The 13,549-nt window shown below is 67.1% G+C and carries 16 protein-coding genes; 2 read left to right on the forward strand and 14 right to left on the reverse strand.

The window, feature by feature from the left end:
* The first annotated feature begins 24 nt into the window (after nt 1-24).
* Together ACFOMD_RS08235 and ACFOMD_RS08240 are read left to right on the forward strand one after the other, a co-directional pair.
* Nucleotides 25-1,155 (forward strand): LLM class flavin-dependent oxidoreductase, encoded by a 1,131-nt coding sequence (locus tag ACFOMD_RS08235; RefSeq protein ID WP_380859678.1) that lies wholly within the window; start codon nt 25-27, stop codon nt 1,153-1,155.
* Nucleotides 1,152-1,922 carry an SDR family NAD(P)-dependent oxidoreductase gene (locus ACFOMD_RS08240; protein ID WP_380859681.1) on the forward strand — a complete coding sequence of 257 codons (771 nt, stop codon included), beginning with the start codon at nt 1,152-1,154 and terminating at the stop codon, nt 1,920-1,922. Before ACFOMD_RS08235 ends, ACFOMD_RS08240 begins: the two co-directional genes overlap by 4 nt.
* Here ACFOMD_RS08240 and ACFOMD_RS08245 read toward each other — a convergent pair.
* The 14 genes from ACFOMD_RS08245 to ACFOMD_RS08310 all read right to left on the reverse strand — a co-directional run.
* Nucleotides 1,915-2,697: an SDR family oxidoreductase gene (locus ACFOMD_RS08245; RefSeq protein ID WP_380859684.1), complete on the reverse strand. Its 783-nt coding sequence runs from the start codon at nt 2,695-2,697 to the stop codon at nt 1,915-1,917. The two genes, ACFOMD_RS08240 and ACFOMD_RS08245, sit on opposite strands and share 8 nt — an antisense overlap.
* A gap of 26 nt (nt 2,698-2,723) precedes the next feature.
* Complete coding sequence (locus tag ACFOMD_RS08250) at nt 2,724-3,491, reverse strand: SDR family NAD(P)-dependent oxidoreductase (protein WP_380859687.1); 768 nt, start codon at nt 3,489-3,491, stop codon at nt 2,724-2,726.
* Nucleotides 3,488-3,649 carry a hypothetical protein gene (locus ACFOMD_RS08255; RefSeq protein WP_380859690.1) on the reverse strand — a complete coding sequence of 54 codons (162 nt, stop codon included), beginning with the start codon at nt 3,647-3,649 and terminating at the stop codon, nt 3,488-3,490. The genes ACFOMD_RS08250 and ACFOMD_RS08255 overlap by 4 nt, the downstream gene beginning before the upstream one ends.
* A 13-nt stretch (nt 3,650-3,662) precedes the next feature.
* Nucleotides 3,663-5,066 (reverse strand): phenylacetate--CoA ligase family protein, encoded by a 1,404-nt coding sequence (locus ACFOMD_RS08260; RefSeq protein ID WP_380859693.1) that lies wholly within the window; start codon nt 5,064-5,066, stop codon nt 3,663-3,665.
* Nucleotides 5,066-5,470 (reverse strand): Zn-ribbon domain-containing OB-fold protein, encoded by a 405-nt coding sequence (locus ACFOMD_RS08265; protein ID WP_380859696.1) that lies wholly within the window; start codon nt 5,468-5,470, stop codon nt 5,066-5,068. Before ACFOMD_RS08265 ends, ACFOMD_RS08260 begins: the two co-directional genes overlap by 1 nt.
* Before the next feature lie 2 nt (nt 5,471-5,472).
* Nucleotides 5,473-6,633, reverse strand: coding sequence for a thiolase C-terminal domain-containing protein (locus ACFOMD_RS08270; protein ID WP_380859699.1), 1,161 nt, complete (start codon nt 6,631-6,633; stop codon nt 5,473-5,475).
* Nucleotides 6,630-7,439 (reverse strand): enoyl-CoA hydratase/isomerase family protein, encoded by an 810-nt coding sequence (locus tag ACFOMD_RS08275; protein ID WP_380859702.1) that lies wholly within the window; start codon nt 7,437-7,439, stop codon nt 6,630-6,632. Before ACFOMD_RS08275 ends, ACFOMD_RS08270 begins: the two co-directional genes overlap by 4 nt.
* Nucleotides 7,436-9,094, reverse strand: coding sequence for a class I adenylate-forming enzyme family protein (locus tag ACFOMD_RS08280; RefSeq protein WP_380859705.1), 1,659 nt, complete (start codon nt 9,092-9,094; stop codon nt 7,436-7,438). Before ACFOMD_RS08280 ends, ACFOMD_RS08275 begins: the two co-directional genes overlap by 4 nt.
* A complete protein-coding gene (locus ACFOMD_RS08285) occupies nt 9,091-10,149 on the reverse strand; it encodes an acyl-CoA dehydrogenase family protein (RefSeq protein ID WP_380859708.1) in 1,059 nt (352 codons plus the stop codon). Before ACFOMD_RS08285 ends, ACFOMD_RS08280 begins: the two co-directional genes overlap by 4 nt.
* A gap of 8 nt (nt 10,150-10,157) precedes the next feature.
* Entirely contained in the window at nt 10,158-11,315 is a 1,158-nt protein-coding gene (locus ACFOMD_RS08290) for an acyl-CoA dehydrogenase family protein (protein WP_380859711.1), read from the reverse strand.
* Entirely contained in the window at nt 11,315-12,064 is a 750-nt protein-coding gene (locus tag ACFOMD_RS08295; protein ID WP_380859714.1) for an enoyl-CoA hydratase family protein, read from the reverse strand. The genes ACFOMD_RS08290 and ACFOMD_RS08295 overlap by 1 nt, the downstream gene beginning before the upstream one ends.
* Before the next feature lies 1 nt (nt 12,065).
* Nucleotides 12,066-12,302: a hypothetical protein gene (locus ACFOMD_RS08300; RefSeq protein ID WP_380859717.1), complete on the reverse strand. Its 237-nt coding sequence runs from the start codon at nt 12,300-12,302 to the stop codon at nt 12,066-12,068.
* Nucleotides 12,299-13,078 carry an NAD(P)H-dependent flavin oxidoreductase gene (locus ACFOMD_RS08305; RefSeq protein ID WP_380859720.1) on the reverse strand — a complete coding sequence of 260 codons (780 nt, stop codon included), beginning with the start codon at nt 13,076-13,078 and terminating at the stop codon, nt 12,299-12,301. The genes ACFOMD_RS08300 and ACFOMD_RS08305 overlap by 4 nt, the downstream gene beginning before the upstream one ends.
* A gap of 7 nt (nt 13,079-13,085) precedes the next feature.
* Nucleotides 13,086-13,549: enoyl-CoA hydratase-related protein (locus tag ACFOMD_RS08310; RefSeq protein WP_380859723.1), on the reverse strand; the 464-nt coding region annotated here is incomplete at its 5' end.

A 13,549-nucleotide genomic window follows, 5' to 3' on the forward strand; every position in this document is an offset into this window, starting at 1 on the left:
TCCCCGCCATATTCGGAGGGCCCAATGCGTTTCTCACTGATTTTCGAAGCACAGATCGTCGATGCGTCGCCGCGGGGCGAGCGCGAGGTTTTCGACCAGCTCGTCGAGCAGTCGCTGCTCGCCGAACAGCTCGGTTTCGATGTCATCTGGTGCGTCGAGCACACCTCGCTGACACATTATGCGCACATGTCGGCGCCCGAGACGTTCCTCGCCTATATCGCTGGCAAGACCAACCGCATCGGCATCGGCCACGGCGTCGTCTGCCTGATGCCGGCAATGAACCACCCCATCAAGATCGCCGAGCGTATCGCGACGCTCGACATCCTGTCGAAGGGCCGCGTCCATTTCGGCGTCGGCAAGGGCGGCAGCCAGCAAGAAGCCGGCGCCTACGGCTATGACCTTAAGGAGCTTCAGCCGCACATCGACGAGGCGATGTACCTGATCCCGCGTATGTTCGTGGAGGACGAGGTCGAGTTCAACGGCCAGCACATCAAGATTCCGTCGCGGCCGATCCACCCGAAGCCGTATCAGGACCCGCACCCGCCGATGTATATGGCCTGCACCAACCCGGACACGCTGGTGCGCGCGGGCGAACGCGGCATGGGCGCGCTGGTGCTCGGCTTCGGCGGGCCCGAAGAAGTCGCCAAGAAGAACGCCAGCTACCGCGCCGCCTGGGCGAGCCGGAAGCCCGAAAACCAGGTCGGCTATCGTCCGACGCAGCATCTCGCGGCGCTCTGCCCGACGATCGTCCTCGACAATGCCGAGGAGGCGCGCCGCATCGGCATTCGCGGCCAGCGCTATTTCTATGAATCGCTCAACTACTGGTATGGTGGCGGGCCGAAGCCGGAGCCCGACACCTGGGGCGACGAGCTGCTCGAGGAAGGCACCGACACGATCATCACCACCAAGCTCGCGTCGGAAACGATCACCATGGACCTGCGCCCCGACGAGGGTGGCCGGCGCCCGTCGGGCGGCATCCTCAGCGCCAAGAATGCCTATGGCAACGTCGATGACTGCATCAACTATGTCGAGCAACTGATCGCCGCCGGCGCCGATGAAATCCTGTTCATGACCAACATGGGTACCGTGCCGCAGTGGGCGCAGCTCGAGACGCTGCGCAAGATCGGCACCTATGTGATCCCGCACTTCAGGTGAGCCGGCCGCCGCTCCTGCTCGCGGGCCGCACCGCCGTCGTGACCGGCGCGGCCTCCGGCATCGGCCGCGCACTGGCGGTCGCATCGGCGAAGCAGGGCATGGCGGTTGCGATCTGCGACGTCTCGGGCGGGCCGCTGGAGAAAACGGCGGCGCTGGTGCGCGAAGCCGGCGCGGCGGTGCTGGCGAGGCAGGTCGACGTCACCGACGCCGCGGCGGTCGATGCTTTTGCCGATGAGGTTCACGCGAAGCTGCCGCCGGTAGCGCTGCTGTTCGCCAACGCCGGAATCCTGCGGCAGGGGCGGCTTATCGACATGGCGCCCGCCGAGTGGCGGTTGCTGTTCGAGGTGAACGTCATCGGCGTGGCGACGCTGCTGCGATCGTTCGTTCCCGCGATGGCCGGCGCCGGCGAGGCCTCGCAGGTGGTGATCACCGGGTCGACGGGTTCGATGGTCGCGCCGCCGTCGCTTGGCGTCTATTGCGCGACCAAGCATGCGATCTGGGCGGTGGCCGATGCTCTGCGCGAGGAACTGGCAGCCGAAGGCGCGCCGGTTGGCGTCAGCTTGCTCATGCCCGGCGCCGTCGCCACGCAAATCTTCGCCACCGTCGATCCCGATCGCGAAACACCGGCGGATTCGATCACGCCCGACCGCGTCGCCGAAATCCTGTTCGGAAAGCTTGCGAACAATCCACCCTTCATCCTGACGCACCCCGACTACATCCCGCGCGCCGAAGCGCGCTTCGCCGCGACGGTCGAAGGCCTCAGATAAGGATCGCGCCGCCGTCGACCGCCACGACCTGGCCGGTGATGTGCGCGCTGGCGTCGGTTGCGAACAGCAGGGTGACGCCCTTCAGGTCCGCCGGCCCGCCGAGTTGGCCGCGCGGCGTATCGTCGATCAGGTCCTTCTCGAAATGTTCGAAGGTGTAGGCGGTCAGCTTCGACGGGAAATAGCCCGGCGCGATGGCATTCACCGTGATGCCGTGCGCACCCCATTCGGCGGCGAGCGCGCGAGTGAAGTTGATGAGGCCGCCCTTGCTGGTGTTGTAGGCAATGGTGCCGATCATCCGCGCATGGTGGCCGCCGAGCCCTTCGACCGAGGCGATGTTGATAATGCGGCCCCAGTTGCGGCCGATCATCCAGCGCTTCGCCGCTTCCTTCGCGAGAACGAATGGCGCGGTGAGGTTGAGCGCCATCAGCTTCTCCCAGGCGTCGAGCGGGTGATCCTCGGCGGGCGATCCCCATGACGTGCCGGCGTTGTTGACGAGGATGTCGACCGACCAGCCGGCCGCGTCGATCGCCTCGATAACACGCACCGCCTCGCCCGGCTTGCCGAGATCGGCGGAGATGGCCAGCGCCTCGATGCCGAGCGTCTTCAGATGCGCGACCGCCTCGTCCAGTTCATGCTGCTTGCGCGCGGTGATGATGATACGCGCACCGAACTCGCCCAGGGCCTCGCACATCTGCATGCCGAGCCCACGCGACCCGCCGGTGACAAGCGCGGTCTTGCCGGTAAGATCGAACAACGTCCTGAGCGTATCGGTCATCGGTAGTTTCGTCCTTCGAACGTGAATCAGCCGGCGGTGTAGCCGCCGTCGACATAGAGCGTCTGCCCGGTGATGAAACCGGCTGCCGGTGACGCGAGGAACACCAGCGCGCCGACGAGGTCGTCGAGCTGGCCAAGCCGGCCGACGGGCATGCGTTTGACGACCGCGCCGTAGAGGTCGGGCTGTGTCTTCACCAACTCGCGGTTGAGATCGGTGACGATCACCGTCGCGCCGAGCGTGTTGACGGTAACGCCGTCGCCGCCGACCTCGAAGGCGAGCGCGGCGGCAAAGTTGGCGAGCCCCGCCTTGGTCGCACAATAGACGGTTCGATTGGCCATGCCGCGGCCCGACAGGATCGAACCCATGTTGATGACACGACCGAACTTGCGTTCGCGCATTCCCGGCACAAAGGCGCGCGTCACCAGAAAGGCGCCGGTCATGTTGACGTCGATCACCCGCCGCCATTCGTCGACCGGCAGGTCGGCAAAACTCTTCGGGCTGGTGATGCCGGCGTTGTTGAACAGGATGTCGGCGCGGCCGAACTCGCCAAGCACCGCGTCGCGCGCCGCGTCGACCGAGGCCTCGTCGACCACATCGGCTTCGACCACGAAGGCGCGGCGGCCCGCCGCGCGAACCGCCTCGGCGGCCGTGTCGAGCTTGGCGCGGTTGCGCGCGATCAGCGCCACGTCGGCGCCCGCCTCGGCGAGCGCGAGCGCCCCCGCGGCGCCGATGCCGCCGCCGCCGCCGGTCACGACCGCAACGCGGCCATCGAGACGGAAGCGATCGAGGATCATGCCGCGTCCTCCGTTCGCCCGCGCAGTTCGAGCAGCACGTCGATGCGCGCGCGCAAGTGCCGGTACTGACCGACGAGGAGCGCGTCGCCCGACTGGCAAAGCTTGTCCACGAGCTTCAGCATCTCGTTCAGGATGGCGTCGTCATTCTCGTCGCTCATCGCGCCGCTCCCCTCAAAATTTGTAACCCTGCTGGCGCTCGTCCTTCCAGCGCCGCGCCTTGTAGGCGAACTCCGGCAGCTCGCTGCGCGCGCACTCGGTCACGCGCATGCCGACGTTGGTCCGTTCCTTCACCAGCTTCTTGATCGAGGTGAGAAGCTGCGACCGCTGATCCGGCGTCAGGTGCGACGCGTGATCGGCAAAGGCGACGCGCAGTTCGCACTCGGTCTTCGAATCCTCGGTGAACACGCGCCCGGCATAGTCGCCGACGTCGGCATGGGCGAACACCGCGGAGTCGACCGCCGTCGGCCACATGTTGTTGCCGCGAATCTTGATCATGTCGTCGAAGCGGCCGATCGTGCCGCATTCGATGCCGTTCCACGCGCAGCCGTCGCCGATCTCGCCATGCGGAATCCAGCGCGCCGCGTCGCCGGTGCGGAAGCGCACCACCGGGCTGCCCTCGACCGACAGGTTGGTGACCACCATCTCGCCAAGCTCGCCCGGTGCGACCGGCACCATCGTTTCGGGATCGACGATCTCGTAGAAGGTCTCCCATTCGAACAGCCGCATCACGCCGCGCGCGCCGTCCTTGCCGAATACGCCGGCCGACCCCGTGGATCCGCCGAAACCCGCGAGCTGCGTCGAGCCATAGCCCTCCTGCAGCCGGCATCCCCAGCGCGCCTCGATCTCCGCTGCCCATTCGAGCGGATAGCCCTCGGCGGCGATGAACAGCCCGTGCATGTTGGGAAACGCCTCGCGCGGGCTGATCCCGCGCTTCAGCAGCGCCTCGGTAAGCGTGTGCAGATAGTTGGTCGACGCATAGATGAAGTTCACGTCGCCGAGCCGCAGCATCAGGTCGATCTTGGCGTCGGTCGACATGCCGCCGCCGACGTGGAAGCCGGTGGCGCCGAGGATGCGGAGACCCTCGCCCGGCCCCCAGCCGCCTGTGGTCATCCCACCGGCCGGCACGCAGTTGATCGCGATGTCGCCGGGCCGCAGCCCGGCCATAAACCAGGGCAGGGCATGGAGATAGCCGAGCAGGTGCGTGTCGCGCTGACTGCGTCCGTAGATTTCCTGGCCCTGGCCCGAGGTGCCGCCAGTCATGTTGACCAGCGCCACCTCGGCGCGGCCGATGCTCAGCCGGCCGCCGAACGGCGGGTGCGCGAGCTGGTCGGCTAGGAAGTCGGCCTTGTTTGACGTCGGGAGGCGACCCCGGAAGATGTCGAGCGAGGTGATCGCATCGGGCGTCAATGCCGCCGATTCCATCTTCGCCCGGTAATAAGGGCTGGTGGCGTGGAGCCGTGACACCAGCTTGCGAATCTTCGCAAGCTGGAAGGCTTCGAGCTCGGCCCGTGTCATCGACGCGAAGCGCTTCAGCAGCGGCGAGGCGGCAAACGGATCGGCGACCGGCGGCGACATCAGGCAGGCTCGAACAGCGGCAGGGTGATCTCGTCGGTCACTTGCTTGTAGAGCACCTTCACCGCCATGCCTGCGGTGACATCCTCGGGCGCGCAGTTGACGATATTGCTCGCCATGCGGACGCCTTCGTCGAGCTCGACCAGCGCGACGGTATAGGGCACGTCGCCGGCGTAGATGTCGGCCGGGGTCGGGGCGCGGACGACGATCCACGAGAATACCTTGCCACGACCCGAGACCTCGACCCACTCGGGCCGCTCGAGGCCGCCGGGCGTGAAGGTGGTCGGCGGGAACTGATATTTGCCGGTGGTGGGCGAGCGCTGCATCAGCAGCTTGTGCTCGCGGGTGCCCTCCCAGAAGGGACGGCTCTCGGAGTCGGGAACGGGAAGCGGCTTTGCGTAGCTCATGGCTAGTTCCTCAGGATCATCGCGCTGGCGCAGGTCATCGCGCCGGCGGTGGTCAGGCAGATTTTGGCGTCCTTGATCTGACGCTCGCCCGAATGGCCGCGCAACTGCTCGACCGCTTCCAGAACATGGTTGAAGCCGTGAATATAGGCTTCCGACAGCAGGCCGCCGGCGGTGTTGATCGGCAGCTCGCCGTCACGCCGGATGCGGCCGTCCATCACGAACGGCCCACCTTCGCCCTCCTCGCAGAAGCCGAGGCCTTCGAGCGCCATCAGCACCGAATAGGTGAAGCAGTCGTAGATCTGCGCAACGTCGACGTCCTTCGGCGTAATTCCCGCCGACTTCCACAAATCGTCACCCAAGTATTTGAAGGCGTTGTGCGCGTGGTCGGGCCAGCGGATCGCGTCGAAGAAGTCATCGCCTTGGGTCGGTCCGCCGCCATAGGCACCACCCATGATGTAGACGGGCTTCTGCGGCATATCCTTGGCGCGCTCGGCGCTGGTGATGACGACCGCGCAGGCGCCGTCGCTTTCGAGGCAGATGTCGAACTTGCGGAACGGGTCGACGATCGGCTTCGAGTGCATATAGTCGTCGAGCGTCATTGGCCCGCGCTGCATCGCGCGCTCGTTGAGCATCGCATTCTCGCGGCAGGTCATTGCGATCTCGGCGAACTGCTCCGGGGTTGTGCCATATTGAACGATATGGCGGCGCGCCCACATCGCCATCGCCTGCGGGTAGGTGATCCAGCCGAAGGGGGCGGTCCACTGGGTGATGCCATAGGCAGACATGTCGCGCCCGCCACCCAGGCGGAAGCCGGAACGGCCGTTCATCGCGCGGTAGCAGACGACGGTCTTGGCGAGGCCGGCCTCGATCGCGGCAGTGGCCGCGAGCGTGATCAGGTTCGCCCCGTTGCCGCCCGCCAGATAGTCGACCGCATAGCCGGCCGCTGGAACGCCGATTTCAGATGCGACGCCGATCGCCGGCGCGCTGTCGTTGAAGTTGAAGCTGACGATGCCGTCGACGTCATCGACCTCGAGGCCCGCATCGGCGATCGCCCTGAGACAGGCTTCCGAGGCGAGGCTGCGGACGGTGCGGCCTGAATTCTTGGTGTAATCGGTATTGCCGATGCCGGCGATGGCGTATTTGTCGCGTAGCGCCCAGGTCATTTCCAGTCTCCGCTTCGCGGGCCCTTGAAGGCGGGCGCGCGCTTTTCCTTGAAAGCCATTAGCCCCTCGGTCGCATCGGGCTCGGTGGTGGCATAGGTGTGGACATAGTCCATCTCGAGCTTGAGGCCGTGCTCATAGGGCTCGAACAACGTCATGTTGGCGAGCTTCTTCATGCCCTTGAGGCCCACGCGGCTCTTGCCCTGCATATCGCGGACCAGCGCATCGACGCGGGAGAGAAGTTCGGCGGCGGGGGCGACAATGGTGACGAGGCCCCAGCGCTCGGCCTGCTCGGCGAAGATCATCTCGCCGGTGAGCATCAGATGCTTGGCGCGGAGCATGCCGATGGCGCGCGGCAGGCGCTGCGAGCCGCCGGCGCCCGGAAGCTGGCCGAAGTTGAGGTGACCGTCGGAGATTTTCGCGGTGTCGGCCGCCACGGCCATGTCGCAGGCGAGCAGCAGCTCGATGCCGCCCGCGACGCAAGGGCCGTTGACTGCCGCGATCCAGATCGCTCGCGCCGCCTCGATGCTGTTCAGCATCTCGAAGAAGTCGTTGAGGAAGGCGCGGAACTCATTCGGGTGCGCGTACAGATGGATATAGCCTTCAAGGTCGCCGCCGGCCGAGAAGGCACGGCCTTCGCCGGTAAGGATGACGAAGTCGATATCGTCGTGCCCCTCGATCTCGGCGACGGCGCCCTTCAACTCCTTGATCGTCGACCAGTTGAGCGGATTGAGCTTGTCTCCCCGCGCCAGCGTCAGCTTCGCGACCGGCGGGGCATATTCGAGGCGGATGTTCTGATAGTCGCTCATCGCGCTACTCCGAAACGTTGCTTGGCATCCTCGCGAAGATCGCCCTTGGCGACCTTGCCGCCCGACGATCGCGGTAGCGCGTCGACCACCACCAGATGCTCGGGATACCACTCGCGGCTGATGCCACGCGTCTTGAGATGCGACGTGAGCTCGGCCAGTTCAAGCGACTGGCCGGGGCGCAGCTCGGCATAGATGCAGACGCGCTCGCCGAACACCGGGTCTGGGGCGGGAACCGCGGCACACAGCGCGACTGCCGGATGGCGGGCGACCTCTTCCTCGACCGCGGGCGCGCTGATGTTCTTACCACCGCGGATGATGAAATCCGAGGTGCGGCCGATCACGCTCAGATAATTGCCGGCATCGATGTTCACGATGTCGCCCATCAACATATAGCCGTCCTTGGTGAACAGCTTGGCGTTGGCGCCGGCGTCGTCCCAATAGCCCAAGCAGGTCGCAGGCCCGCGGCAGCCGGGCTGGCCAGTGGTGCGCTCTCCCGTGACGTCGGCGCCGGTATCGACGTCGAACAGCCGCACCTCCATGTCGGGGATGATGCGGCCGGCGGTGCGCAGCCGATGCTCGCGGCTATCGGCGGCCGTTGTGCAGCTCATCGCACCGGTCTCGTTCGATCCGTAGAATTGCAGCACGGCCGCGCCGGTCACGCGTTCGAACTCGGCGGCGCGCTCATAGGGCACCGCCTCGCCCCCGGTGAACATCGACCGCAGCGAGGAGAAATTGCGCGGGCGCTCGGCCTGTTCGTTGAGCATCATGATGAACTGCGTGCTGACGCAGCACAGCACGGTGACCTTCTCCCGCTCGATCAGGTCCAGCGCCGCGCCGGCGTCGAATTTGGGCAGGAGCACGGTCGGCGCCGCGAGGATCACCGGCGAGAAATGCGCGGTCCACAGGCCGAAACCGAAAGGCGCCGGCACCGCGCCCATGAAAATCTCATCGTCGCCGAAGCGCCCGGCGTCTGCCGCCAGCTTGTGGAAATAAACCCAGCGGTTCTGCGTGTGCATGACGCATTTGGGCAGCCCGGTCGTTCCCGACGTCGAGTTGATCATGAACAGCTCGTCGGGCCCAAACGGCGTCGTTGGGCGCGGCTCGGTAGCGGCGGCGGCGCTGTCGATCAGGATTGGCGCCTCGATGTCGTGGGCGAAGTCGGGAAGCTCGACGAGATGCTCGAAGGGCGCCTCGCGCTCGGCAAGGGCGGCTCGCATGTCGGCCGCGGTGCGGTCGCGCTGCTGCGTCTGGGTGATGAGCGCGCGGGCGCCGGTGCGGCGGATGAGATGCGCGATCTCGGCGTCGCCTGCGCGCGCACCGATGCCGACGATCACCAGCCCGGCCTTTTCGAGACCGACGAAAGCAGCGTGCACCGTCGGGCCGTCGGGCAGAACCACCGCGACGCGATCGCCGCGCGCGAAGCCGAGACCGGTCAGCGCCCACGCGATCCGATCCGACGTGCGCGCATAGTCGGCCCAGCTGAAACGGCTGTCGGCCATGATGAAGGCCGCGTCGTCGGGCCGCATGCGCGCGAGCGCGTCGATGCGCTCGGCCAGCGTTTCGGCGTCCCACCAGCCCTGCGCGCGAAAGTGCGCTACAAGCTCGGGGGGCGCGGTCGTCGTCAATCCGTCGAGACGGGGAAGTGGCGCCGTCATGCCGCTTCTCCGCACGCAAAGGTCTGGTCGGGACCGAGCGGCGCGCCGAAAATGCGATCAGCAACGCGCTTGCGGTGGAAGGCCTCGTCTCCCCACGCACCGGCGAGCGCCAGCGAGCGCTTCAGGAAGAAGTGCACGTCGACTTCCCAGCTATAGCCCATTGCGCCGTGGACCTGGATTCCGGTTCGCGCTGCCTGCTCGGCGGCGCCGAGCGCGGCGAGTTTGGCGTGGCTGACGCGCGCGCGGGCATGGAGGCCGCCGGCCGCGATCTGCGCGGCTGCCGCATAGACGACGGGCTTGGCGAATTCGATCGCCACCTGGACGGTGGCGAGCAGATGCTTGACCGCCTGATAGGAGCCGATCGGTTTGCCGAACTGCTGGCGCTCGCGCGCGTAATCGGCGGCGAGGTCGACGCTGCGCTGCGCCAGCCCCAGCCCCTGCGCGGCGGCGAACAGCGCGCCACGCTCGAACGCTTGGTCGATTAACGGCCGGGCGGTCGCCGCGTCGGTGATCTGGGTAGCCGGCGACGGCTGCCAGTCGACGCGCGCCAGTCGCCGGAAGGGATCGATGCTCGGCTGGCGGATCAGCGCTGCATTCTTCGCTTCGACGAGGTGAAGCGCACCATCGGCGATGAGCAGCAGGATCGCCGCGCCGTCCGCGTCGGCGACGAACGGACTGGCCGGATGGGCAAGCGCCGCGACGGCTTCCGCCGATGCGATTTTGGGCAGCCATTCCGCTGCGAGCGGGTGATCGATCGCGGCGAGTAGCGGCGCGACGACACCGGCCTGTTCGACGAGCGGCTCGGGCAGGGCGGTATAGCCGCAAGCTTCGGCGATCAGCACCAGATCGACTTCGCCGAGGCCAAGACCGCCCGCGGCCTCGGGCACCAGCAGCGTGGTCAGCCCCATGTCGCGGAGCGCCGTCCAGCGCTCCTCGTCGCGCGGGGCGTCGGCGGCCATCAATCGGCGCAGGTCGGCAGCGGTGCAGCGATCGGCCAGCAGGTCGCGGACCACCCCGGCGACCATCAGCTGCTCTTCGGAGAAAGTGAAATCCATCGCCGGTCCTACCGCGGCAGGCCGAGCACGCGCTCGGCGATGATGTTGCGCTGAATCTCATTGGTGCCGGCGTAGATCGGCCCGGCCAGCGAGAAGAGATAGGCATCGAGCCAGTTACCGACGTCGCCGGCATCGGGAGCTTCGCGAAGCAGCTCGGCGCGGGCGCCGAGGATCGACAGCGCGGTACGATTGAGGCGCACGTCGAGTTCGGACCAGAAGATCTTGTTGCAGCTGGCCTCCGCCCCGATCTTGCCGCCAGCCATCAGCCGCGACGCCGTCGAATAGATCGACAGCGCATAGGCCTCGGCATCCATTGCGGCCTGCATCACCGCAGCGGAGATCGTCGCATCGACACGGTCGCTGTCGCGCTTGGCGAGCTCGACGAGCCGCGCTGCAGCTGCCTGGAAGCGCGCCGGCGAGCGCAGCATCAGCCCACGCTCGAAGCCAGCAGTGGCCATGCAGACGTGCCAGCCCTGACCCTCGTCACCGAGCCGATTGGCAATTGGCACGCGGGCGCCGTCGAGGAATATCTCGGCAAAGCCGGCTTCGCCGTCGATCTGCGGAATCGGGCGAACGTCGACGCCCTCCATCTTGAGCGGAAACAGGATCAGCGACAGCCCTTTGTGCCGTTCGGACCCCGCTTCGGTGCGAAACAGGCCGAATGCCCAGTCGGCGAACACCGCGCGCGACGACCAGATCTTGTGGCCGGTGAGCACATAGTCGTCGCCGTCGCGCACTGCGGTGGCGCGCACTGCGGCAAGGTCGCTGCCCGCTTGCGGCTCCGACCAAGCCTGCGCCCAGACCTCGTCGCCCGCCGCCATCGCCGACAGGAAGCGCGCCTTCTGTTCGGGCGTGCCATATTCCATCATCGTGGGGCCGAGCAGGAAAATGCCGTTCTGGTTGACGCGCCCGGGCGCCCCCGCGCGGTGATATTCTTCCTCGAAGATCAGCCATTGGATGAGATCGAGGCCGCGGCCGCCATACTCGGCCGGCCAGGTGACCATGCCGTAGTTGCCCGACGCGAGTGTCCGCTCCCACGCCCGGTGCTGCTCGAAGCCTTCGGCAGAGTCGAACGACGCCAGCTTTTCCGCCGGCACATGCGCGCGCATCCACGCCCGCACCTCGGCGCGGAAAGCCTCCTGCTCGGGCGTGTAGGTCAGCTGCATCAGTACTTCGCCGTCTTCCCCGTCTCGACGAAAGCGTCGCGGGCGGCCTGACTGTCCTCGTGCATGTACATTTCGAGCGTGAAGCCCTGCTCCCAGCGGTAGCCGCGATCGACGTCGCGCGGTTCGAGCCCGTTCAGCGCCTCCTTGGCGATGACCAGCGCCTTGCGGCTCTTCGAAGCGACGATCTCGCAGAAGGCCCGCGCCTCCTCGATCAGCTTGTCGCGGGTGGTCAGCGTCTCCACCGCGCCGAGCCGATAGGCCTCCGCCGCCGGGATCTTGCCGCCGGTGAAGAAGGCGGCGCGCACCTTGTGCAGCGGCAGCATGCGCGACAGATGGCTCGCCCCGCCCATCGCGCCGCGATCGACCTCGGGCAGCGAGAAATAGGCGTCGTCGCTGGCGATGATCGTGTCCGACGCGCCGCAGATGCCGATGCCGCCGCCGACGACGAAGCCGTGGACGGCCACCACCACCGGCACCTCGCAATCGCGGATCGCCTTGAAGGTCAGGTAGTTGCCGCGGTTGAGGAGGGTGATGCGCTCAGGGTGCGCCTGCATCTCCTTGATGTCGACGCCACCGCAGAAGCCGCGGCCTTCGGCGCGGATCAGGACGCAGCGCACCTCCTCGTTCTTCCCCGCCGCGGTGATCAGCGCGGGCAGGCTGTTCCAGCCTGTGCTGTCGAGCGCATTGACCGGTGGGTGGTCGATGACGATCTCGGCAACGCGGCCGTTGATCTCGGTGCGGATCGGCATGTCAGGCAGCCTCGGCATTGGCGAGCGGCGCGAGGGCGGCAAGCCGGCCTTGCGCCTCCGCGACGATCGACTGGATAAGGTCGGCGCAGCTCGGTAGGTCGACGAGGCGCCCTGCCACCTGCCCCGTCGCCATCAGCCCTTCGTCGGGCTTGCCGTCGACGACGGCGCGCTGGATCAGCGACGGCACGGTGGCGGCGGTCATCGCCTGCGCGAGGCTGAGCCCGCCATGGCTGGTCATGNGCCGGCACGCAACCATTGCGACAGGCCGCCGCTCATCTCGATGCGGCGCAGCATTTTGTTGACGATCATGCGCTGCGGCAGGCCGTCGACCTTGTCGGTAACCTCGATATCGTCGGTGCTGGCGCCGGTGTAGCGCGCCTTGGTCGCCGCGGGCACCGGGCTTTCCTTCGTCATCAGGAAACGCGTGCCCATCGCGATGCCGACCGCGCCATAGGCCAGCGCCGCCGCGAGGCCGCGGCCGTCCGCGAAACCACCAGCGGCCACCACCGGCACCTTCACCGCGTCGAGCACCTGCGGCAGCAGGATCGTCGTCGGCACCGACCCGGTATGGCCGCCGCCCTCGCCGCCCTGCACGGTGACCATGTCGACACCGAGCTCGACCATCTTCTTGGCATGCTTCACCGCACCGACGGTCGGGATGCACAGGATGCCCGCATCCTTGAAGCGGCCGATCATCTTCGCATCCGGCCCGCGCCCGAAGCTCACCGCGCGCACCTGCTCGCGATTGGCGAGGATGATCTCGACGATGTCGCCGGCGCCCGGCTGGAACATGTGGAAGTTGACGCCGAACGGTTTGCGGGTGCGCCGGCGCATCTCGCCGATCGCGGCATTCAGCTCGGACGGCTTCATCACCGCGCCAGCCAGGAAGCCGAACGCGCCCGCCTCCGAGGTCGCGACGACGAGGTCAGGCGTCGCGATCCAGCCCATCGCCGTCTGGATCACCGGCGCAGCGCAACCCAAACGGTCGCAAAGAAGGGTGTGGAGCGAAGCCATGCGGAAGCTATTCCGCCGCCTGCTTGTTTGCCGAGGCCATCGACTTGCCGGTCAGCCCTGCGAGGCTATCGCCCGACACGAGGTCGTTCTGGGCGTGCGCGAAATGGTGCATGTGGAACACGGCGTCCATGGCGGTGCGCTTGCCGCGCAGATCCTCGACATGGTTGATCGCCTGCTTGGTCAGCGACAGGCCGAGGCGCGGCATCTCCGCCAGCTTGTTGGCGATGCGGCGCACCTCTTCCTCGAGGCCGTCGCGCGGCACCACGCTGTTGACCATGCCGAAATTGTAGGCGCGGCTGGCGGGCATGCGCTCGCCGAGCAGCAGGAATTCCTTGGCGACGCGCGGCGGCAGCTCGAAGCCGTGCGCGAAATACTCGACGCCTGGGATGCCCATGCGCACGACGGGGTCTTGGAAGAAGGCGTCCTCCGACGCGACGATCAGGTCGCACACCCAGGCGAGCATCAGCCCGC

This window comes from Sphingoaurantiacus capsulatus, assembly GCF_042648405.1.
Classification (GTDB): Bacteria; Pseudomonadota; Alphaproteobacteria; order Sphingomonadales; family Sphingomonadaceae; genus Sphingoaurantiacus; species Sphingoaurantiacus capsulatus.